The sequence below is a fragment of the Paraburkholderia fungorum genome, assembly GCF_900099835.1.
GTDB classification, from domain to species: Bacteria; Pseudomonadota; Gammaproteobacteria; order Burkholderiales; family Burkholderiaceae; genus Paraburkholderia; species Paraburkholderia fungorum_A.
In genome coordinates this window covers 2898067-2919830 of record NZ_FNKP01000001.1, presented here as the reverse complement: position 1 = coordinate 2919830, position 21764 = coordinate 2898067, and the positions used below count along the sequence as shown (strand labels likewise).

At 63.6% G+C, this 21764-nt stretch carries 20 protein-coding genes and 2 tRNA genes; 7 read left to right on the top strand and 15 right to left on the bottom strand.

Features of this window, described 5'->3' with window-relative positions; genetic code table 11:
* Together BLS41_RS12855 and BLS41_RS12850 are read right to left on the bottom strand one after the other, a co-directional pair.
* Positions 1 to 2637, bottom strand: a complete 2637-nt coding sequence (locus BLS41_RS12855) for a DUF6600 domain-containing protein (RefSeq protein WP_074765000.1) — start codon at positions 2635 to 2637, stop codon at positions 1 to 3.
* 183 nt (positions 2638 to 2820) lie between these two features.
* Positions 2821 to 3534 carry an ArsR/SmtB family transcription factor gene (locus tag BLS41_RS12850; RefSeq protein ID WP_074764997.1) on the bottom strand — a complete coding sequence of 238 codons (714 nt, stop codon included), beginning with the start codon at positions 3532 to 3534 and terminating at the stop codon, positions 2821 to 2823.
* Positions 3535 to 3740: 206 nt separating this feature from the next.
* On the opposite strand from BLS41_RS12850, the gene BLS41_RS39010 reads away from it, so the two are divergent.
* Both BLS41_RS39010 and BLS41_RS12845 read left to right on the top strand, forming a co-directional pair.
* Positions 3741 to 3890, top strand: a complete 150-nt coding sequence (locus tag BLS41_RS39010) for a hypothetical protein (protein ID WP_171910227.1) — start codon at positions 3741 to 3743, stop codon at positions 3888 to 3890.
* Between the two features lie 165 nt (positions 3891 to 4055).
* Positions 4056 to 4562, top strand: a complete 507-nt coding sequence (locus BLS41_RS12845; RefSeq protein WP_042321988.1) for an acyl-CoA thioesterase — start codon at positions 4056 to 4058, stop codon at positions 4560 to 4562.
* 157 nt (positions 4563 to 4719) lie between these two features.
* Here BLS41_RS12845 and fumC read toward each other — a convergent pair whose 3' ends face one another.
* The 4 genes from fumC to BLS41_RS12825 all read right to left on the bottom strand — a co-directional run bounded on the left by fumC (position 4720) and on the right by BLS41_RS12825 (position 10985).
* A complete protein-coding gene (gene fumC, locus BLS41_RS12840) occupies positions 4720 to 6111 on the bottom strand; it encodes a class II fumarate hydratase (RefSeq protein ID WP_074764995.1) in 1392 nt (463 codons plus the stop codon).
* Positions 6112 to 6126: 15 nt separating this feature from the next.
* Entirely contained in the window at positions 6127 to 7803 is a 1677-nt protein-coding gene (locus tag BLS41_RS12835) for a phospholipase D family protein (RefSeq protein ID WP_083379965.1), read from the bottom strand.
* 400 nt (positions 7804 to 8203) lie between these two features.
* Complete coding sequence (gene panS, locus BLS41_RS12830) at positions 8204 to 9163, bottom strand: ketopantoate/pantoate/pantothenate transporter PanS (protein ID WP_074764993.1); 960 nt, start codon at positions 9161 to 9163, stop codon at positions 8204 to 8206.
* Positions 9164 to 9569: 406 nt separating this feature from the next.
* Entirely contained in the window at positions 9570 to 10985 is a 1416-nt protein-coding gene (locus BLS41_RS12825) for an MATE family efflux transporter (protein ID WP_074764991.1), read from the bottom strand.
* Here BLS41_RS12825 and BLS41_RS39950 point away from each other — a divergent pair.
* Positions 10984 to 11106, top strand: a complete 123-nt coding sequence (locus tag BLS41_RS39950; protein ID WP_290439520.1) for a hypothetical protein — start codon at positions 10984 to 10986, stop codon at positions 11104 to 11106. The two genes, BLS41_RS12825 and BLS41_RS39950, sit on opposite strands and share 2 nt — an antisense overlap.
* Positions 11107 to 11394: 288 nt before the next feature.
* Here BLS41_RS39950 and BLS41_RS12820 read toward each other — a convergent pair whose 3' ends face one another.
* The gene (locus BLS41_RS12820) at positions 11395 to 11613 is read right to left on the bottom strand and encodes an RNA-binding S4 domain-containing protein (RefSeq protein ID WP_011489423.1); all 219 of its coding nucleotides are present in this window, start codon (positions 11611 to 11613) and stop codon (positions 11395 to 11397) included.
* A gap of 316 nt (positions 11614 to 11929) precedes the next feature.
* Between BLS41_RS12820 and BLS41_RS12815 the strand changes: the two genes are divergently transcribed.
* The 3 genes from BLS41_RS12815 to BLS41_RS12805 all read left to right on the top strand — a co-directional run bounded on the left by BLS41_RS12815 (position 11930) and on the right by BLS41_RS12805 (position 15128).
* A complete protein-coding gene (locus tag BLS41_RS12815; RefSeq protein ID WP_074764989.1) occupies positions 11930 to 12370 on the top strand; it encodes a hypothetical protein in 441 nt (146 codons plus the stop codon).
* Positions 12371 to 12460: 90 nt separating this feature from the next.
* Positions 12461 to 12727 (top strand): hypothetical protein, encoded by a 267-nt coding sequence (locus tag BLS41_RS12810; protein ID WP_074764987.1) that lies wholly within the window; start codon positions 12461 to 12463, stop codon positions 12725 to 12727.
* Positions 12728 to 12935: 208 nt separating this feature from the next.
* Positions 12936 to 15128 carry an ATP-dependent helicase gene (locus BLS41_RS12805; protein WP_074764985.1) on the top strand — a complete coding sequence of 731 codons (2193 nt, stop codon included), beginning with the start codon at positions 12936 to 12938 and terminating at the stop codon, positions 15126 to 15128.
* 241 nt (positions 15129 to 15369) lie between these two features.
* Here the strand turns inward: BLS41_RS12805 and BLS41_RS12800 are convergent, their stop codons facing one another.
* The 8 genes from BLS41_RS12800 to fdxA all read right to left on the bottom strand — a co-directional run bounded on the left by BLS41_RS12800 (position 15370) and on the right by fdxA (position 20159).
* Positions 15370 to 16140: a DUF4088 family protein gene (locus BLS41_RS12800; RefSeq protein ID WP_074764983.1), complete on the bottom strand. Its 771-nt coding sequence runs from the start codon at positions 16138 to 16140 to the stop codon at positions 15370 to 15372.
* Positions 16141 to 16516: 376 nt separating this feature from the next.
* Positions 16517 to 16840, bottom strand: a complete 324-nt coding sequence (locus BLS41_RS12795) for an AzlD domain-containing protein (RefSeq protein WP_074764981.1) — start codon at positions 16838 to 16840, stop codon at positions 16517 to 16519.
* On the bottom strand, positions 16837 to 17517 hold the full coding sequence (locus BLS41_RS12790) for an AzlC family ABC transporter permease (RefSeq protein ID WP_253189677.1): 681 nt from the start codon (positions 17515 to 17517) through the stop codon (positions 16837 to 16839). The genes BLS41_RS12795 and BLS41_RS12790 overlap by 4 nt, the downstream gene beginning before the upstream one ends.
* Positions 17518 to 17801: 284 nt before the next feature.
* Complete coding sequence (locus BLS41_RS12785; protein WP_074764977.1) at positions 17802 to 18632, bottom strand: helix-turn-helix transcriptional regulator; 831 nt, start codon at positions 18630 to 18632, stop codon at positions 17802 to 17804.
* Between the two features lie 96 nt (positions 18633 to 18728).
* Positions 18729 to 19205, bottom strand: coding sequence for a CreA family protein (locus tag BLS41_RS12780; protein ID WP_074764975.1), 477 nt, complete (start codon positions 19203 to 19205; stop codon positions 18729 to 18731).
* 290 nt (positions 19206 to 19495) lie between these two features.
* A tRNA-Asn gene (locus BLS41_RS12775) sits at positions 19496 to 19571 on the bottom strand.
* A 62-nt stretch (positions 19572 to 19633) separates the two neighbouring features.
* Positions 19634 to 19709: transfer RNA gene (locus tag BLS41_RS12770), tRNA-Asn, on the bottom strand.
* Positions 19710 to 19835: 126 nt separating this feature from the next.
* The gene (gene fdxA / locus BLS41_RS12765) at positions 19836 to 20159 is read right to left on the bottom strand and encodes a ferredoxin FdxA (protein WP_074764973.1); all 324 of its coding nucleotides are present in this window, start codon (positions 20157 to 20159) and stop codon (positions 19836 to 19838) included.
* A gap of 291 nt (positions 20160 to 20450) precedes the next feature.
* Here fdxA and pncB point away from each other — a divergent pair, with 291 nt between their 5' ends.
* Entirely contained in the window at positions 20451 to 21647 is a 1197-nt protein-coding gene (gene pncB / locus BLS41_RS12755) for a nicotinate phosphoribosyltransferase (RefSeq protein ID WP_074764971.1), read from the top strand.
* Positions 21648 to 21764 lie beyond the last annotated feature (117 nt).

Sequence of the window (21764 nt, the reverse complement as noted above, 5' to 3'; positions counted from 1 at the left end):
CTAGCCTTTGTGATGCTCGTCGCGGTTGCCGCCGCCGGTATGTTGCTCGGCGTGTTGCTGTTGTTGCTGCTGCGGGCGTTGCTGCTGTATCTGCTGATGCTGCTGTTGCACACGCTGCTCCTGTTGTTGCTGAGCCTGCTGCTGACGTTGCTGCTGCATGCGCTGCTCCTGTTGTTGCTGAGCCTGCTGCTGACGTTGCTGCTGCATGCGCTGCTCCTGTTGCTGCTGAGCCTGCTGCTGGCGTTGCTGCTGCATACGCTGCTCTTGTTGCTGTTGAGCCTGCTGCTGACGTTGCTGCTGCATACGCTGCTCCTGTTGCTGCTGAGCTTGCTGCTGACGCTCCTCCTGCGCTTGCTGCATCTGCTGCGGAGCCCGCTGCTCGGCACGCGGCTCCATGCGCGCCTGTTGCTGTGCCTGCATTTGCGCCTGCTGCTGCATCGCCGGATTTTCACCGGGATGCGGAGCGCCACGCGGTTGCATACCTTCGGCCTGACCGCCTGGCCGCTGCTCGAACCCCGGCCGTGCTGCCTGTTCCTGCTGCCCACCCGGCCGCTGTCCTTGCTGCGCCTGCTGCGCCTGCTGCGCCATCGGCGTATGAGGCTGCGTCCACGCAGGTTCGCGGCGCCCATTCTCAGCCGCCTGCTGACCTGCCTGCTGCGGCATCCCGTGTTGCTGCGCGAAAGCGCCCGGATTGCCGCCGCCGTTCGCTTGCGGCGGACGAGGCACCCCGTTCGACGGACGCGCCATCTCCCCTGACTGCGCCCGTTGATTCCCCATCTGCGCCGCCATTTGCGGCGGCATCCCCGGTCGCTGCTGCACTTCACCGCCGCGCTGCTGCGCCTGTCCCGGCATGACGCCTGGCCGCTGCTCAGCCTGCTGCATACCACGCGGTCCGCCAGCCGCCGGCATACCAGGCGCACCCGGTGCCCCCGGCGCAGCCGCCATCCCCGGAGGATGTCCAGCGATATGCGACTGGACCACCCGCACGTTTTGCACCGGCAACGCGCCCGGACCGCCTGCCATATGCGCTGGCACCGAAGTCCGCACAATCGGCTGACCCGCGCCCGGCACCCGGCCGCCGCTCTGCGCGAAGCGTTGCGCGAGGCTGTCGTGATAAGCGGCGGGCATCGCCGGATTGCGCGTCGCGACCACCGGACGCGCCATCACCGCCGCCGGCGGCCGGTAATTCGCGTTTCGCAGACCCGGCCCGAAGCTCTCGCGCACGGGCGCGATTCCCGGTCCGCCCGGGTTGATCCGCGCGTTGCGCCATTGCTGCGGATCGACCTTCTGCGCGAAACGCCCAACCGGCTGACCGTGCACGAAAGCGGTCGCCGGCACAGCCGTCAAACCGCCGCGCGCGTGATAGTTGATGTACGTGTTGTGAATGTCGACGTTGCGGTTGTAGTTGTTGACGATCGTCGTCCGGTTGACACGGTTGTAGTACCCCGGGCTCCAGTGATCGTGACCGCCCCAATGCGGATGCCACGGCTCGCCGGGGCCGAGCGGGAACCACGCGACACCCGCCGCGAGCGCGCCGCCGACCGCGAGACTCACGCCCCAGTCGACCGCGCCGCTGCCGCCTTCGTCATCGCCGACGAATGCGACCAGCGCCGGTGCATAAACCGGCTGCACGTCGGCTTCGACCGGTCCCGGCACCCATGCCCACGTGTCGTCGACCTGAGCCCAGCGGCCATAGTGATACGGCGCGAAGCCCCACGGTTCGTCGTCGACCCAGGTCCAGCCCCACGGCGCCTGCCATACCCAATGGCCGTCGTGGTAGGGCGCCCAGCCGGCGGGCGTCGCACGCGGCACCCACACCTCGCCGTATTGCGGACTGTTGCGCCACGTGCCGTTGGCATCGAGATCCTGATAACCGGGAATGTCGCGCGACACATATTGCGCCGACACCGAACGGTCTTCGGCAGCATCGCGCGTGGCGGCCCACTGGTCGAGGCTGTCGAGTCCGGGTACGCCGTTGTCGGCAAGCTGTTGCAGGCCGGTGCCGCCGAAGCGCACCTGCTGGCCCGCCGCGACCGGTACCTGGCCGGCGTCGCCGTAAACGGTCGCGCTGCCGCTGCGCACGGTCACGGTCGTGCTGCTGCCGTCCGGCGCGACGTCGACACGATAGTCGCCAGGGCCGTTCAGCCCGAGCGCGAGATTCGGCGTGTCGATTTCGTACGACGAGCCCGGCGCGAGTTCGCGCACGCGGGTCGACAGCGTGCCTTGCGCGACTTTGAGCTGCGCGGCGTTGTCGTCGAGATTGAGGACGTCGAGACTGGTGGACGGCCCGAGGCGCACCGCCGTCGAGCCAATGTGCAATTCGGAGCGCGCGTTCTGATCGTTCCAGAGCTGGTCGCCGGTGGTGAGCGGGCGGTTGATCTGTGCGTACGACCAGTCGGTGGCGCCGGCGGGTTCGGTGGTCACGGCGCCCGCCGTGTAGTTCAGCCGCGCGACGCGGCCCGGCGGATCGGCGTTCGGGTTGCTCGCGGCGAATTCCTGAGGCGAGGGCTGGGTCGGCAACTCCTGCGCGAAGCCCGCCTGCGCGGCCAGCAGGAACGCGGCGGTGGCGATCAGCGTGTAGCGCGTCAAGCCCTGACTGCGACGATTCGAATGACGGTGGTGGGTGACTGTTCTCATGATTTATCTCCGACGGACGCGGCCGTTTGCCATGTCCGTGAGTCACTTTACCCGTGGCGTTTGTTTCAAGGCCCGCAGTTTTGTAAGGCTCTCATATAGGCGTGTAACAAAAGGTCTCGGCAACGCTTTTCGTCGAAGGATTAACGGGTTGTCGAGCGTGCCGGCCGCGTCGCGGCGAATGGTTTACGCCGCGAGAAAAGCATCGAAGTGCCGATGCCCGTCCGGTGTGATCCGCAGAATTCGCGGCCGCTCGGTGCGCTCGACCCAGCCGCTGGCCGACCACGTATCGAGCAGCGCCGCGCCGAGTGCGCCGCCGAGATGCGGCCGTCGCTCGCTCCAGTCGGGGCAGGTGCAGGCGAAGCGGCGCCGGCGGCTTTTCTGCGCGGACGTATCGATGCCCCATTCGGCGAAATGCCCGGCGCCGTCGGGTGTGGTTTCGAGCGACGTGCCGTGCAGCGTCAGCAAGCCGCGCTCGACCAGCTTCTCGAACACCCGCACCGACAGTTCGCCCGCCATGTGGTCGTAGCAGGTGCGGGCGTAGCGCATGTCGAGCGGCACCGTGCGCACCGGGCGCGGCGCGGCCCGTTGCGGCGCGCTGACCTGCGCGACGTTGGCGAGCGCTTCGATCGATGCGGCGATTTCGGGCGTCGCGATCCGGAAATAGCGATGCCGGCCACGCACTTCGAGCGCGAGCAGGCCGCCGTCGGTGAGACGCGCGAGATGCGCGCTGGCCGCCGACGGCGACAGCCCCGCGATCATCGTCAGTTCGCCGGCGGGGCGGGCGCTGCCGTCCATCAGCGCCCACAGCATCGCGGCGCGGCCGGGGTCGGCTAGCAGCGCGCCGATCCGGCTCAAGCCGGGGAAATGGTTTTGTTCGTCGGAAAGGGTGGCGGACATGGGCGTCTCCAATGGGCGGCGCGAGTGGGGCGCCATGTGATCCACTTTAGCGGGCTTGGGCATTCGATGTTTCAGCCTGGCGTGAACAATGGAATCCTTCGGCGATGAAAGTCCGGCAGGATCGGGCAGCCGGGAGTCTTTCTGCGTCGGCCAGGTCCGCCAGGCTAAAATTCACGCCTGTCTTTGCCGGATCGGAACACGCTGTCATGAAAATTTTTCTCGCCGTCGCCGCCACCATTCTGCTGATCACCGCGTGCGCCCAGGGTGGAGCCGGATCGAATGCCGGCTCGGGCTCGGGGTCGGGCAGCATCAGCATGTACGGCACGATCGACGAAGGCATCTCCGTGCGCAAATAAGCGCGGACAAACGTCGCTCCACTCAGGCCACCTGAAAGTTCTCAGGAAGAATCCGGCCCGTTTTCACAACAATCCCGCGTCACAACCCATGTTGACTCGCGACGCAAGCAATATTGCGCTCGTATAATCGCCTCCTTTCAATGCATCCGATTGACCGGAGTCAACATGAGCACCCCACCCGTAGCGCCGCTTGACCGTTCGGAAACCACTTTCCGCTTTCTCGCCGAACCCAGCTCGGTCAACTTCGGCGGCAAGGTGCACGGCGGCGCGCTGATGAAGTGGATCGACGAAACCGCGTACGCGTGCTCGGCGGTGTGGTCGGGACGCTATTGCGTGACGGTCAGCGTCGGCAATATCCGCTTTCGACGGCCGATTCTGGTTGGCAACCTCGTTGAATTGCGCGCGCGGGTCGTCGCGACAGGCCGCACCAGCATGCATATTCACGTGTCGGTGCAGGCGGGCGATCCGAAGGGCGGCGAGCTGCTGCAAACCACGGATTGCCTGGTCGTGATGGTCGCGGTCAACGAGAACGGTCATCCGGTGCCGGTGCCGGCTTTCGTGCCGCAGACGGATGAACAGAAGCGCCTCGCCAAATACGCGATGGACGTGAAGGAAGCGCTCGACGCCATCGTCGAACTGAAGCCGGAAGAAGTGGCGCAGGGGAAGGTTTAAACGACGCGCTGGTTCGACTGGGGAATTGACCGCACGAACGTGAAGTTCTGGCGGCCCTGAACCTGAACCTGAGTCGTTTTCGAGTAATGCCCAGATCGTCGCCGTGCAAGTGGCGAATCGTTCACCACTTGCACGGTTCGCTCAGCGGAAATCCCGCTTAATTTCCCACCATCTCGTTCGGACGAACCCACTCGTCGAACTGCGCCTCGGTGACAAAGCCGAGCGCCAGCGCCGACGCCTTCAGCGTCGTGCCTTCCTTGTGTGCCTTCTTCGCGATCTTCGCGGCCTTGTCGTAGCCGATGTGCGGATTGAGCGCCGTCACCAGCATCAGCGATTCGTTCAGCAACGTTTCGATACGGTCGTGATTCGGCTCGATGCCGACCGCGCAGTTGTCGTTGAAACTGAGCGCGCCGTCGGCAAGCAGACGCACCGATTGCAGCACGTTGTGCGCGATCATCGGACGGAACACGTTCAACTCGAAGTTGCCGCTCGCGCCGCCGATGTTCACCGCGACGTCGTTGCCGAACACCTGCGAGCACAGCATCGTGAGCGCTTCCGATTGAGTCGGGTTGACCTTGCCCGGCATGATCGAGCTGCCCGGTTCGTTTTCCGGAATCGACAGTTCGCCGAGGCCGCAACGCGGACCACTCGAGAGCCAGCGGATGTCGTTGGCGATCTTGTTCAGGCTCGCCGCGACGGTCTTCAACGCGCCGTGCGCGAACACCAGCGCGTCGGCGGCGGCCATCACTTCGAACTTGTTCGGCGCCGACACGAACGGCAGGCCGGTTTGCTTGCCGATTGCCGCAGCGACCTTGTCTGCGAATTGCGGATGCGCGTTCAAACCCGTGCCGACCGCCGTGCCGCCCTGTGCGAGTTGATACAGATGCGGCAGCGCCGATTCGACGTGCTGCATGCCGTGATCGAGCTGCGCGACATAGCCCGAAAACTCCTGGCCGAGCGTCAGCGGCGTCGCGTCCTGCAGATGCGTGCGGCCGATCTTGACGATATCGGCGAACGCTTTTGCCTTGCCGTCGAGCGTGGTGCGCAACGTCTTCAACGCGGGCAGCAGATGCTTGACGATCGCGTCGGCGGCGGCCACGTGCATGGCGGTCGGGAACACGTCGTTCGACGACTGGCCGCGATTCACGTCGTCGTTCGGATGTACTTTGCGCGCTTCGCCGCGCTCGCCGCCGAGCAACTCGCTCGCGCGATTCGCGATCACCTCGTTGAGGTTCATGTTGGTCTGCGTGCCGGAGCCGGTTTGCCACACGGCAAGCGGAAATTCACCAGCGTGCTTGCCGGCGATGATCTCGTCGGCTGCTTCGATAATCGCTTTGGCCTTGCTTTCGTCGAGCACGCCGAGGCTCGTGTTCACCTCGGCGGCCGCGCGCTTGATGATAGCCAGCGCAGTGATCAGTTCGGGCGACTGCTTCTCGGTCGAAATACGGAAATTCTGCAGCGAGCGCTGCGTTTGTGCGCCCCACAGACGAGCGTTCGGCACCGCGATTTCGCCGAACGTGTCGCGCTCCATGCGTACGTCTTCAGTCATGTTCAACTCCGGTTCTCAAAGTTCTGCGTTGACGGGCAATAGGGAGAATAGACCCGTTAACGCATTCCGGTATAACCCGGCCTGTGGATCGAAAATGTAGGTGCGGCTGATGCCGTCTTCTGTATCGGTCCACACGAGCGGCGACGGTGGTGCGCCGATCGAGTGGAGATAAGCAAGCTGCGCGTCGTCTGCGAGCGTGACGCGATAGCTTGCCTCCGGGGATGTAGCGCGCGCGAAAATCTGCGCGACCTGTTCGGCGAGTGGCGGGCTGTGAATCACCAGCGCCAGTTCGGTATTCAGATTGGCCGAGCGGGGGTCGAGATTCATCGAGCCGATCACCAGAATCTTGTCGTCGACCACGTAGGTCTTGGCATGCAGACTGGCGCGCGATTTCGAGCCGGTCAGACGCGCGGTCGGCGTGTCCTGTTGCGGCTTGAATTCGTATAGTTCGACGCCTTGTTGCAGCAACGGCACGCGAAACGGGCTGTAACCCGCCTGCACGGCGACCGCGTCGGTCGCGGCCAGCGAATTGGTCAGGATGGCGACACGCACCCCGCGATGCGTCAGTTCGGCCGCCGCCTTGACGCCCGTCTCGTGCGGTACGAAGTACGGCGAAATAATCAGTAAATCCTTGCGCGCGTCGCGCGTCAGTTCACCCAGGCGCTGCATCGGCGGACTGATGTAATCGGGCGACGGATGCACGATCTTCTCAGGCGAGTCCGCCTTGAATTCGGCGGGCGCCCAGGTCAGGCCGAGTTGCTCGCCGGCAATCTGCTGCGCGAGCGGCGTCGCGTTCAGCGGTTTCGCGTTGTACGGATCGGCGTTGGTGCGCCAGTGCGCGCGCAGGTCGTCACGCGTGGCGTCGAGTTCTTTCTGGTCGAACTTCTGCTTGTTCAGCACTCGCAGCGGATAGGAGATGCTGCTGTTCCAGTAGTCGTCGAAACTCGCGGAGATGTCGGCGGTAATCGGGCCCGCGGCCAGTACGTCGAGATCGCGGAATTGCAGCGTTTCGCTCGCGCTGAAATATTCGTCGCCGAGATTGCGGCCGCCGACGATCGCCAGCTGGTTGTCCGCGATCATCGCCTTGTTGTGCATGCGGCGCGTGAAATGGCCGATCTGCGTGAACAGATTCGTCGTGCGCTCGAACACGCCTTCCTGCGCGCTGCCGAACGGATTGAACACGCGAATCTCAATGTTGTCGTGCGAATTCAGGCCCGCCATGATGCGGTCGATGTCCTTGAAATTCAGGTCGTCGACCAGCATCCGCACCCGCACGCCATGATCGGCCGCATACAGCGCGGCGCCGAGCAGCAGCTTGCCGGTGGTGTCCTCGTTGGCAATGTAGTACTGCATGTCGAGCGTTCTGGTCGCCGAGCGGGCTAGCGCTATGCGCATCTGCAACGCGTCGGTGCCGTTCGACAGTACACGGAACCCCGATTGGCCCGGATGCGCGGCTTCGAGCGGCGCGAGCGCGGTGCTCAGTGGCGTGGTTTCGCTGACGGGGAGTGCGTGGGTGATCTGTCGATCGAACGCGGTGGCGGGAGGCTTGGTGGCGCAGGCGGTCAGACATGCCGTCGCGCAGAGCAGCAGGAAAAAATGTCTCGTCGATTCCCAGGTGAACGGCTTCCGGGGGCTGCTGAGCGCGCACTCTGGCTGCTGTGCGTCGTGGTTCTGGTAGTGATGCCCCGGCACGCTGTCTTCCCTTGGTTGGTACGCTTTTCGTGGCGGCAGCGTAGCTCACGCTGACGAGAAATGCATTCTAAGGGATTCTGCGAGTGGGGTTTTTTTGGCGGGCAGGGTGGGGATCTGGCGAGGAAGGGAAGCGGGCGAGGTGTTTTGAAAGGTGCCTTATTCGACGCGTTATTGGGCGCGTTATTCGGTGTGTCGGCGGGTTGTTCTGCGCGGACGCAGAGGCAGCTCGAGCCAATTAAACGAACGCGGGCTTTGCGCTAGGGCAGCCGAAGTGATCGCCGTCCAGCGTGCGCAGCGAGCCTGGACTTTTCCTGGTCGCGGCCATCGCTCGATGCGAGACCGCGACCACCGAATGCTGTTCAAGAGTCCGGTTTATGCGGACAGGGCTTGCCTGAACGGCTTACCCGCGCTTCGCGTCCAGCACGCGCTCGCCATCAGGATGCGTCGAGCCTTTCGCCGGACGTCCGGCCCAATGTCCCGCGAGCAGCGAACCCGACAGGTTGTGCCACACCGAAAACAGCGCGCCGGGCAACGCGGCGATCGGCGTGAAATACAGCTTGCCGAGCGTCGCGGCGAGGCCCGAATTCTGCATGCCCACTTCGATCGCGAGCGTCCGGCAGACCGCTTCGTCGAAACCGAGCAGGCGGCCGCCCCAATAGCCGCCGAGCAGTCCGATGCCGTTATGCAGTACCACGCCGACCATCACCACGAGCCCGACCGACGCGATGCTCTTCTGCGTGCCGCCCACCACCGCGCCGATGATCAGCACGATCGCGACCATCGAGATCAGCGGCAGGATCGGCTCGATCTTGCGCACAAATTTCCCGAACAGATGATTGATGATCAGACCGACCACGATCGGCAACGCGACGATCTGCAGGATGCTCATCAGCATGCCGTGCACGTCGACGGAGATCGACGCATCCACGTAAAGGCGCGTGAGCAGCGGTGTCGCGAACACGCCGACGAGGGTCGACAGCGCGCTGATCGTCACCGACAGCGCCACGTCGCCGCGCGCCAGATAGATCATCACGTTCGACGCTGTGCCGCTCGCGACGCTGCCCACCAGCACCATGCCGGCGGTCAGATCCGGCGGCATGCGCAGTGCCTTGGCGATCACCCATGCGGCGAGCGGCATCACGAGGTAATGCAGCACGATGCCGGCGATCACCGGCGCGGGCCGCGTGAACACGCGCTGGAAGTCGGCTACCGACAGCGTGACGCCCATCGCCAGCATGATGATGGTGAGAAGCGTGGTGACGTGCGGCGCAATGCCGGCGAACGAGGCCGGCGAGAAGTAGGCGGCGACGGAGACGAGCACGGCCCAGAGCGGAAACAGACGAGTGACGCGGGCAAGCATGACGGGTGGTCCTTGGTTATGTTTTATCGCGAGAAGTCGGGGTGAGGCGGGGTAAATCGGGGTGTGTCGAGCGGGCCGTCCTGCAGGACGGCGGGCCTTCGAAGTCTGCCGCGACGAAGCGGCGAGCCGGGCGGGCCATGGATGAGCCTTGTGGCGATGCTGGCCTTTGTGAGGCGTGCTAGCGGGTTCCGGCGCCTGGATGCGGGTGTGCGCCACGGTGCCGGGACCGGCATTTTACCTTTTGCGGCGGATGGGCTTGGGACGGAGGCTCGACAGGATCTGGCGGGGGCCCGGCGCGAAGCGCGCTCATGCGTGCAAACGGGCGCGAACCATTGAAGCCGGATTACTGAGCCACGCCTGTTCGCACCGCCTCACTCAATTTAAACCGTCAATTCAAACCGCCGGTTCAAACCGGCCCCGCCGACGGAGCATCGGCCGCTTGCGGCGACACGTGCCGCAGGCTCAGCTTGTGAAAGCGCAGCGTCATCAGCACCGCGACGCTCGCCAGGCCTGCCGCGAGTCCCCACCACAGCCCGCGTGCGCCGAGACCGAAGTGAAACGCCAGCGTGTAGCCGGTCGGAAAACCGATCACCCAGTAGCCGAACGCGGCGGCGATCATCGGCACGCGAGTGTCCTTCAGCCCGCGCAGGCAGCCGGATCCCACCGTCTGCATGCCGTCGACGATCTGGAAAATTGCCGCCACGCCCAGCAGCGAACTCGCCAGCGCGACCGTGGCTGCGTTGGCCGGATCGTCGAGATGCAGGTAAAGGCCGACGATCCAGCGCGGCGCGGCGATCAGCACCATGCCGGACAACGTCATGAAGCCGACGCCGAGCGCGAGCGCGACAAAACCCGCATGGCGCGCGGCCAGCGGTTGCCCCGCGCCGGACCAGTAGCCGACCCGCACATTGGCCGCCTGGCCGATCGCGAGCGGCACCATGAACGCGACCGACGCCACGTTCAGCGCTATCTGATGCGCGGCCAGTTGCGACTCGCCGAGCAGGCCGACCATCAGGCCGGTGGCGAGAAACAGCATCGATTCGACGCCATAGGTGATCGCGACCGGCCAGCCGATCCCGAACAGTTCACCCATCAACGGGACCTTGGGCCGTGTCGCGACGACGAAATGGCGATAGCGCGGCCGCAGATGCAACAGCGCCATCAGCACGATCGCGCTCAGCCAGACGGTGATCGACGTCGCCGCCGCCGAGCCGAGAAAGCCGAGCCGCGGCAAACCATACGCGCCGTGAATCAACCCGTAGTTCAGAAACGCGTTCACGACGACGCTCGCAATCGACACCCACAGCAGCCGTTTCGCCGCGCCGATCGCGGGCAGGAACGAGCGCATCAGGCCGACGCCGATCAGGCTCGCGGGCGCGCCCCAGCGCAGCACCGCCGCATATTCGCCGACGTTGTGCGCAAGCAGCCCGGGTTCGCCGAACGCGAGCAGGATCTGCGACGCGAACGACAGCAGGATGAACGCCGGCACGGACAGCAGCAGCGACAGCACAAAGCCGGTCCAGTAGATGTCGGGCACGCGGCCGTCGTCCTGCGCGCCGCGCGCGTGTGACACGCTCACGCTCACCGATGTCAGCACGCCCTGCAACAGCGTGACTACGACAAAAAACAGGTTCGCGCCGAGGCCGCCCGCAGCAAGCGCGTCGGGGCCGAGCGAGCCGAGCAGGATGGTGTCGGTGACGCTCATCGCCATTTGCGACAGTTGCGCGATGGCGAGCGGAGCGGCGAGCCGCGCGGTGTCGGCGGCGTGGCGGGACAGGGTCGGCGGCCTGGCGGCCAGCCGGGAGAAGCCGGATTGAGTCATGAAAGCGCCTGACGGCGGAAATATCCAGATTGGCGACAGTGGGTGGCTCGGTGGCCGGCTGGGGCTGCTGGCTGGCGGCGAGTCGCGGCAGGGCGGGTGCGGGCCGTACGGGCTTCGATAAAAAGCCGGCGTAGTGAGCGCTCGCTCGACGCAGCGCAGAAATTGATTGTCTGCGCTCGTCGTTGCGGGCCTGCTTGCCGTGTCCGCCAGTGTCTGCCCGGTGTTTCCCGCTGCCGGTCGTGCGATGAAACGCGCGTTATGCCGGTTTGTCAGCCGCTTGTTTGCCTGTCGAAACCAACAGCTTATGGGTTGCGTCCGGCGATGTCGATCGAAGAAGCACGATTCTGGTGCGCGCCGTCCTACAGCTTTCCGGATTGTCAGGCCGCGTCAGTTTGTGCCCGGAGACCGGTCAGGCCTCGTGTACCGCAATACGCGTATCGCCGAGCAGCACGACCTGGCCCGCGCGGATCTTGCAGGTTTTACGCGTCTCGACCCGGCCGTCGACGGTGACTGCGCCGTCGGCAACCATCATTTTTGCGGAGCCGCCGCTGTCCGCGAGACCCGTTATCTTCAGGAGATTGTGCAGTTCGACGTAGTCGCCGGTGAGCGTGAAATCGAGGTTGGGCATGGCGTTTGCGCCTCCAGGCAAAGGGTTCGCATCATAAGCCACAAGCTTGCCCTGAATGAAGCTCGCGGTGTATGCCGGCCTCGGCCGGACTAAGGTACGCAGTTGTTATGCGATTGTCAGAAAGTGAAACCTTCCGTAACACTGGTCGTACATCGTCGATTTCACTCGTAAAGTGGACTCATGTAGCAAAGCCTGCTGAATTTACAGCAGCGTGAAGACCGGGTGGCGTCGGTGGCAAGCAGCAGGAAAACCTCCTGCGCGAGCCGGACCCTAAACCCATACGCCCGCGTCACAACAACTTTAGAGAGGATTAGCCATGACCCAGATTCGTTCGCTTCTGATCGGTACCGCCCTGACCGCCTTTGCCGCGACTGCTGCCGTTGCGCAAACCGCACAACCCGCCGCAGGGGCGGGCGACCAGCCGCAAGCCCAGATGCAGCAAGGTACGGAGGCCGCTCAGGGCATGCAACCGGCGACTCCTGCGCCGACGCGTCTGACCGCGTCGGGCTCGACCGATCCGCTGGTGCAAAAGCGTGACGCCAACGCGAAGGCCAATGCCGAATATCGTGCGTCGAAGAAGGCGTCGAAGGCTGAAATGAACGACCAGCAGAAGGCGGCGAAGGCGCAATACAAGGAGCAGGTGCGCGACGCCAAGATCAACAAGAAGGCTGATAAGCAGGCCGCCAACAACGAAATGAAGATGAACATGGAAGGTCAGGCATCGGCTCAGACCGATGGCGCCGATGTGAAGCACTAATAGACGCCCGGTGTGCTGTCGATTGACGACGGCACATCTGGACGACTCCGCGTGACGCATCGCATAAAAAAGTTTGAGGGAGGTAATCGCATGAACATCACCAGAACCACGCAAAACAGGATTTATGCCGCGTTGATCGCGGGTTGCCTGTCGTCGGTGGCATTTGCTCAGGCGAGCGGGCCGGCTGCGGCTCCTGTCACCCATGCGGACAAGAAGGCCGCGAAGGAGCAGTCGAAGGCGGACAAGAAAGCTTCGGTCGCGCAGGCCAAGGCCGACCAGAAGAAGACCGATGCCCAGGCCGACGCCGACAAGGCGAACGCTGACGCCAATGTGAAGGACGCGAAAAAGCAGCAGTAGTTCGATGCTGCCGATCCCACAAAAATGGCCCGTTCGCTTGATGCGCGCGGGCCATTTTTTTCGTTAGCTTTTGACCCACCTGGCCGATTTTTTCGTGCTTCCGTCAGTCGAAACGCGCTCTGCACGAGCTGGCACCGCACGTCCGGCGAGCCCCAAAAAACCACACCCGATTCACACAAAAAAAGGGTCGCTTGTCGGCGGTAGTTGTATGGATATACAGTATGCGTCGCCATCCCGATTCCATCCAACACCCAAATCCACTGTGCTCTCCGTCGCCGAATCGCCTCCGCCGTCCCCATCGCTCGATACCGCCGCCTGGCTGGCGAAGCTGAACGTTGCGCAACGCGAAGCCGTCGAGTATGGCGCCGATACGCCCAACGCTCCACCCGGCGCGTTGCTCGTCATCGCGGGAGCGGGCTCCGGCAAAACCAATACGCTGGCGCATCGGGTCGCGAATCTGGTGGTGAAGGGCGCCGATCCGCGCCGCATCCTGTTGCTGACGTTTTCGCGCCGCGCCGCTCTGGAGATGACCCGCCGCGTCACGCGTATTGCCGGTGCGGCGCTCGGTACGCGGGCCGCGCTCGCGCAGGGGCTCACCTGGTCGGGCACGTTTCACAGCGTCGGCGCGCGCCTGCTGCGCGAATACGCCGAATTGATCGGCCTTGCACCGGCTTTTACGATCAACGACCGCGAGGATTCCGCGGATCTGATGAATCTGGTGCGCCATGAACTCGGTTTGTCCGCGAAAGAGCGGCGTTTTCCGGCCAAGGGCACGTGCTTCGCGATTTATTCGCGCGTCGTCAATACGGGTGCGTCGCTTAGTCATGTGCTCGAAAACGCGTTCCCGTGGTGCCGCGAGTGGGAAGCCGATTTGCGCATGCTGTTCGCGGCTTATGTCGACGCCAAGCAGAAACAGAGCGTGCTCGATTACGACGATCTGCTGCTGTACTGGTCGCACATGGCCGCCGAGCCCACCATTGCCGCTGATCTGTCGGCGCGCTTCGATCACGTGATGGTCGACGAGTATCAGGACACCAATCGCCTGCAGGCGTCGATCCTGCTCGCACTGAAGCCGGACGGGCGCGGCTTGACCGTGGTGGGCGACGATGCCCAGTCCATCTATTCGTTTCGCGGCGCCACGGTTCGCAACATTCTCGATTTCCCCGCGCATTTCGATCCGCCCGCCAAGCAGATCACGCTCGAGCGCAACTACCGGTCAACCGAACCGATTCTGGCCGCGTCCAACGCGGTGATCGAACTGGCCAGTGAGCGCTACACGAAGAATCTCCGGAGCGACAAGGCATCCGCGCAGCGCCCGCGACTCGTCACGGTCGCCGACGAAGCCGATCAGGCGCGCTACATCGTCGAGCAGGTGCTCGAAGCGCGCGAGCAGGGCATGAAACTCAAGTCGCAGGCGGTGCTGTTCCGTACCGCGCAGCACAGCGCAACGCTGGAGATCGAGCTGACCCGGCGCAACATTCCGTTCGTCAAATTCGGCGGCCTCAAATTTCTCGATTCGGTGCATGTCAAGGACGTGCTGGCCGTATTGCGCTGGGCGGAAAATCCGCGCGACCGTGTTGCGGGTTTTCGCGTCGTGCAATTGCTGCCGGGCGTGGGGCCGGCGACCGCCGCGAAGGTGCTCGATGAAATCGTCGCGCGTGCGGGTTCCGGCAATCCCGCCGATACGGCCGGCGGCGCGCTTGCCGCTTTCGCTGCGCCGGCTCGTGCGCAGGAAGACTGGCATCCGTTTGTCAGGCTGATGTCGAGCGTGTACGGGCGGCAGACGCCGTGGCCCGCCGAGTTCGAGATGGTGCGGCGCTGGTACGAGCCGCATCTGGAGCGCAATCACGAAGACGCCGCGATCCGTCACGCGGATGTGTTGCAGATGGAAAGCATCGCGGCGACGTATCCGTCGCGCGAACGGTTTTTGACGGAGTTGACGCTCGATCCGCCCGACGCAACTAGCGGCGAATCGGGCGTGCCGCTCATCGACGAGGATTACCTGATCCTGTCCACGATCCATTCGGCAAAGGGGCAGGAATGGCGCAATGTGTTCGTGCTGAATGGCGTCGACGGCTGCATTCCGTCCGATCTCGGCACGGGCAGCGAAGAAGAAATCGACGAGGAGCGCCGTCTGCTCTACGTGGCGATGACGCGCGCCAAAGAGGATCTGCATATCGTCGTGCCGCAGCGTTTCTACGTGCATAACCAGACGCACATGGGCGACCGTCACGTTTGGGCGTCGCGCACGCGCTTCATTCCCGCGCACCTGATGCCGTTGTTCGACGCTTACGCGTGGCCGCGTGTGCCGGTGCCGAGCGCGCCGACGGCGGCGGGGCTCGCTGCGGCCGCGCAGGCGAAGATCGAGATCGCGGCGAAGCTCAGGAAGATGTGGGATTGACGAGGCCGGGAATGTGGCCGGGGGTTAGGCGAGCAGGCTGAGGCGACTCGAGAGGCAGGTACCGGCAGGCCGGCGCGAATTGGGGACTTGGGGGCTCCATGCGCCGGGGCGGCAATGTGTGCGGCTCGATTCTGCGCACGGACTGGGGACGGCCGTTTGGCACACGCAAGCGCCGATATCGGCCGGGGCGACTGCGATGCGCCGAATGCGCATGTGTCCTGCCCCCGCGACGTTGCTGCGCTTACCGCGACTGCCTTTGCTGTTGTTGCTGCGGCGCCGGTCTCGGCGGCGTGAAGAAATTGCGCAGCCATGCCGCCATCCGCGAAAACACGTCGTACGGTTCTTCGACAAAAATTTCCGGCTTGAGCAGGCGCAGATATTCCATGATCTGTTGCGCTTCCTGCTTCTGGAACGAGCCGTGCGAAATGCCCAGACGCAACAATCCGCGCAATTCGCCGAGCTTTTCGCGGGCGGTGCTGCCCACGCTCACTTCGCACGCCACCTTGGCCTCGTAGACACGCTGACGCAACGATTCCACCAGCCGCCATGCCGGGGTCTGCATGGTTTCCTCGAGTGCCTGAATGTCCTGCGCCGCGCTCTTGATCTGCGACGCGAGCGGGTCGATCAGCGTCGCGTCGCCTTCCGCTTCCTTGACGATCGCCGCCGCCCAGTCGCGACACTGCTTCGCGAGTTCCTCGGGTGTCCACTCCGAACGCGCCGCGAAACCGAAGCCGAATTCACCGGCCTGCCGCATCAGGATCGCGACGACGTCCGGGAATTCCTTGTCCAGCGTGCGTTTGGCCCACGCGTATTGGCCGCCCTGCAGCATGCGCTGAACCGCGTGTTCGGTCAGCGGCACCATGTTGTCGAGCAGTTTGGCGCGCAAGAAGTCCTCGAACGACGGCGTCGCGAACTGCGGATCGAGCTTCAGCGATACCCGCAGAAAGGCGTCGAAATCCTTGCGTAGCGACGCAAGGGTTTCGTCTTTGAGCTTGAGGGTGATTTGACCCATGTGTTATCCCGTTTGGTCCTGCCGCGCGGTCTTGTGATGCCGTCGGCCACACGCGTATGCCGGGCGGCGCGACGCCGGAAGCCGGCGCGGTTTATTCCTGCAGTTGCCGCGTGAGCAGCGGGACGTACCCGATGTCGATGCGCGGACCTCGATTGCATATCGGCGGATTCGGCGGGAACTTGAGGGAGGGCGGGCGACGGGCGGGCGGTTTAGAGGGGGATGTCGGGGCGGGCGGTAGGTTTTTATGTGGATGCTGGAGGGGGCGTCGAGGTCTACGCCTACACCGGAGCCCAAGCCACGAACCGCCACCTCCCAGCCGGACATCGCCACCCAAACTAACTTCGCGCCCTCGCATCGGAAAGCCAACGCCGCGCGTTTATTTAAGCACGACACATTGCCAGACAAAAAACACCGTCAGACCGACCGCGATCGTCAGGAGCGGCCGCCGCGTCACCGCGCTGACCACGACAGCGGCAAGCGCGCCGACCAGTTGCGGATTGCGCCAGGTCAACTCGGCGCTGGTGCCGTGCGGCGAAACCGCCATCGGCACGATGATCGCCGTCAGCACGGTAACGGGCACGAAACCGAGCGCCGTGCGTACGAGCGGCGAAAACACCAGCCGATCGCCGAGGACGAAAACAGCCGCGCGGATCACCCACGTGATAAGCGCCATACCGAGGATCAGGACGACGTAGTTCATCGCGATGCCTCCGCAGTTTTCCGCGCGCCGCGCGGCGACGAATGCGACGTGGATAACAGCACGCCGATCGCGACGCCCGCGAACACGGCGCCCAGCAGGCCGAGTTTGTACGGCCACGTCTGCCAGAAAAAAGCCAGCGTGCCGGCGGTCGCGGCCGCCGCGATATAGCGCAGCGCGACGAGTTGCGGAACGACGATCGCGATAAAGGTGGCGACCATCGCGAAATCGAGTCCGAGCGATTGCAGGCCCGGAAACGCCGCGCCGAACAGCAGCCCGCCAATGGTCCAGAGCTGCCAGTTGAGGTACATCGCCAGTCCAGCACCGAAAAAATAGTGCGGGCCGACCGTGCCGGGCTCCTTGTGCCGGTAATGTTCCCAGGCGACGGCGAAGACTTCGTCGGTGAGCAGCGCACCGAGTGCCCAGCGCCAGCGGGTCGACAGATGCGCGACGTGCGGCGCGAGCGTCGCGCTGTACAGCACGTGACGCAGATTGACGACGAGCGTGGTCGCCCAGATCACCGCAAAGCTCGCGTGACCGGCGATCAGACCGAGCGCGATGAACTGCGCCGAGCCGGCGAACACGACGAGCGACATCAGCTGTCCGTGCCAAAGGTGCAGCGGACCGGAGGCCACGAGCGTGCCGAAGATGACGCCGAATGGGGCCGCGCCGACCATCATCGGGATGATGTCCCGAGCGCCGGCGGCGAGTTCTTTCAGATGGCCCGGCTGTGCGGCCGGGCTTGCGGTGGGATGGCTCAAACTTGTCTCCTTGGTTCGAGGAGCTTAGCTGCGAGCGGGTGGGCGAGGCTTGTACGTTCTTGCGGTGGAGCGGGGCGGCAAAAAGCGCAAGCCCGCGCGAAGAATGGAAATTAGGTAAGCAGATGGCTGGAGAGCGTGGCGCGCAGAAAAGAGGGCATGCTTCGAGACCCTTGCCAAGGCCCGGATGGCCGCTATCGCACTCTTCAAGCCCCTTGCCAACGCCCCGGCGGCACCCCAAACATCCGCCGGAAATGCCGCGTGAAGTGACTCTGATCGGTGAAGCCGCTCGCGGCCGCCACATCGGTCACGGAGACGCCGGCCCGCAGCGGAGCAAGCGAGCGCTGCAAGCGCACCTGGTTACGCCACGCGTGAGGCGGCAAGCCGGTGGTCTGCGTGAAAAGACGCGCCGCGTGAAACGGCGACAAACCCGCCGCCAGCGCCATTTCGGCAAGCGTCACCGGTTCGAGAAGATCGCCTGTCAGCCGTTCCTGCATGAGCGCCACGCGCGCGTCGTCGGTAGCAACGGGCGACGGTTTGGGCTGCGTTTGCGCGTAACGGACCAGCAGCGTGGACAGCGCGTCGAGCATCGCGGTTTCGGCGGCAAGCAGATCGTCGCCCATTTCGAGCAGACGGTGAGCGTGCGCGAGCCGCTTCGCCAGATCGTCATCGCGGATCACACCCGGCGCGAACCACGGCAAAGCTTGCGGCCTGTCGCCCAGTTCGTTGGCAAGTTGCTGGATGAAGTCGACCGGCGCATAGATCACGCGATACCGCCAGCCCGCGTCCACCGCCTTCGAGCCGGTATGCAACTCACCCGGATTGATGATCGGCACTCCGCCGACTTCGGCCACATAGTCTGAGCCGCGGTACCGATAACCTTCCGCGCCGGCAGTAATCACCGGAATCGTGTACGCGTCGTGCCAATGCGGTGCGAATTCGTGATCGTGATATTCGGCGGTGAGCAGGTCCGCGCCGGGCAGAAGCGGCGTGCGCCAGTAGTGGGCGGAGTCCTGAAAACGATGGGCGGCGGTCATGGCGAAGATCGGGTGGGACCGATCAGTGTAGCGCGTCGCGCCGGCTCGCGGCGCGCTTGAGTTGCGTGCATGCGGATGCCTGGCCGCCGGGCGTCATCACTTGAGCGGGATCGTGGTGCCGGCCGGCATCGGCACCGCGCTGACGCTGTTTTTCGCACTACCGCTGACGACGCGGTCGCTATAAGTGAGATACACCAGCGTGTTGCGCTTGGTGTCGACCACGCGCACCACATGCAGCGACTTGAAAATCAGCGACATGCTGACGGAAAACACGTCGGCCTGTTTCTTCACAGGCCCGGCGAAATGAATGTCGGCGACCTGACGGCACGCGATAGAGGCTTCGGTCGGGTCCTCGGCGATGCCGAGCGTTCCCTTCACGCCGCCCGTGCGCGCACGCGACACATAGCAGGTCACGCCCTGAACCACGGGATCGTCATACGCTTCGACGACCACGCGGTCCGAACCCGTGACGCGGAAATTGGTATTGACGCTGCCGACTTCTTCACTGTGGGCCAAAGGCAACAGAAGTGCGGTGGCGGCAGCAAGCACGATGCGCGACAAAGTCGATTTCATGAGGTGGCCGGATATGAGCGCGAGGGTTGGGCGCAAATCGGATGCGAGTCGGGTCGAGTCGAGTGCGAAATTTGCGCCGGGAAGTTGCCATCGTATAACGGCGTGCGCATGAGGGGGCTGGCGTTACCGCGACAGGATGTACATAGTCACGCTTTTCCGAAGCAACTGCGTAAGCGCGTAACAACTTTCGCGTGGACCCGAATCGCGATCCAAAGTCGGTCGCAGGGTGGTGCAGCAAATCTGCGGGCAAAAACAAAAAGGCCCGCACGAATGCGGGCCTTTTAAAATTTTGGCTCCTCGACCTGGGCTCGAACCAGGGACCTACGGATTAACAGTCCGGCGCTCTACCGACTGAGCTATCGAGGAACAGCAGTACAACTTGATCTACATTAAAAAGCCCGTCTTGGTTAACGGGCCTTTGCAATTCTTGGCTCCTCGACCTGGGCTCGAACCAGGGACCTACGGATTAACAGTCCGGCGCTCTACCGACTGAGCTATCGAGGAACAGAACAACAACAGCAGAGAAGCGAAATTGTAGGGGCAGCTTTTGCGCCTGTCAATACCCTGTGTTCATCTCGTTTAAATTTGAATCTTGCAGGGTCTTGACCAGCTAGTGGCCGGCTACGAAGCTCAGCGCGCGAGCAGTTCCAGCTTGTCCTTCACGTCCTTGAATTCTTCGGCTTCCGGCAGCGGCGGTTTGGTCTTGGTGATGCTCGGCCAGTTCTTCGCCAGATCGGCATTCAGCTCGATGAAGTTCTGCTGGTCGCCCGGCACGTCTTCTTCGGCATAAATGGCGTTCACCGGACACTCGGCCACGCACACGGCGCAGTCGATGCATTCATCGGGGTCGATCGCGAGGAAGTTGGGACCTTCGCGAAAGCAGTCCACCGGGCACACATCGACACAGTCGGTATAGCGGCACTTGATGCAGCTTTCGGTCACAACGTGAGTCATTCAGGCAGCTCCTGCATGCAGAATCAGGGGAGGCGAAAACGCCAAAAGCGCTATTGTAACGTAACGTCAAGAGGCGCATATAGCATCGGGCTACGCCTTTTATATGTTTTCGTGATTAGTTTATAGCCTTGGCGCGACGGGCTTTTTCGAGGTAAGCGGTGCGGCAGCCCGCCGCCGCGCAGAAGTCAAGCGCATTCGGGTAACATGCGTCAATTCGGCGCGCACGGGGCGTGCCGCAAGCGCATGGGTTGAGTCAGGCCTTCCGTTTTCAAGCGGTCAGTTCGCACCATCATGATTATTACTTCGCTGCTCGATACCGATCTGTACAAGTTCACGATGATGCAAGTGGTGTTGCATCATTTTCCCGCCGCGAATGTGGAGTACCGCTTCCGCTGCCGCACACCGAATGTCGATCTCGTACCGTATATCGGCGAGATTCGCGATGAAGTGCGCAAGCTCTGCGAGCTGCGCTTCACCGACGACGAGCTCGACTATTTGCGGCGCATGCGCTTCATCAAGGGCGACTTCATCGAATTTCTCGCGCTGTTTCATCTGAGCGAGAAATACATTTCGATTGAAGCGTCGCCGAAGGGCAATGGCGAAATCGACATCGAAATCAAAGGGCCGTGGCTGCATACGATCCTGTTCGAAATTCCGATGCTCGCGATCGTCAACGAGGTCTATTTCCGTAACACGCAGCAAAAGCCCGACTACAGCGAAGGGCGCGGCCGTCTGGTCGAGAAGATCAAGCTGCTGGGCGCGCGTCCGGAATTCGCCGACTGCAAGATTGCCGATTACGGCACACGCCGCCGCTTCTCGAAGCAATGGCACGAGGAAGTGACGCTCACATTGAAAGACGGCCTGGGCGAGCAGTTCGCGGGCACCAGCAACGTCTTTTACGCGATGAAGCACAACCTCACGCCGCTCGGCACGATGGCGCACGAATACCTGCAGGCATGTCAGGCGCTCGGTCCGCGTTTGCGCGACTCGCAAACCTTCGGCTTCGAAATGTGGGCGAAGGAATATCGCGGCGACCTCGGTATTGCGCTCTCCGACGTGTACGGCATGCAGGCGTTCCTGCGCGACTTCGACATGTACTTCTGCAAGCTGTTCGACGGCGCGCGTCACGACTCGGGCGACCCGTTCGATTGGGGTGAGCGCCTGCTCAAGCACTACGAGGCGAACCGCTGCGACCCGCGCACGAAGATCCTTGTGTTCTCCGACGCGCTCGACATTCCGAAGGTCCTGCAACTCTACGAACGTTTCCGCGGACGCTGCAAGCTGGCATTCGGCGTGGGCACGAATCTGACTAACGACCTCGGCTATAACCCGCTGCAGATCGTCATCAAGATGGTCCGCTGCAATGGTCAGCCGGTGGCCAAGCTGTCGGATTCGCCGGGCAAGAACATGTGCGAGGACAAGGCCTATCTCGCGTATTTGCGGCAGGTGTTCGGCATTGCCCAGCCTGAAGAGGACGTTGCGAAGTAACGTCGCTTCACGCTTGCTTCAAACTGTTTTACCCATGCTTCGAGTCGCGCGGTGACCAGTTTCACCGCGCGTCGAATGCAGCGCAACAGGCCGTTCGGCCAGGGTGTTCGCGCGAAG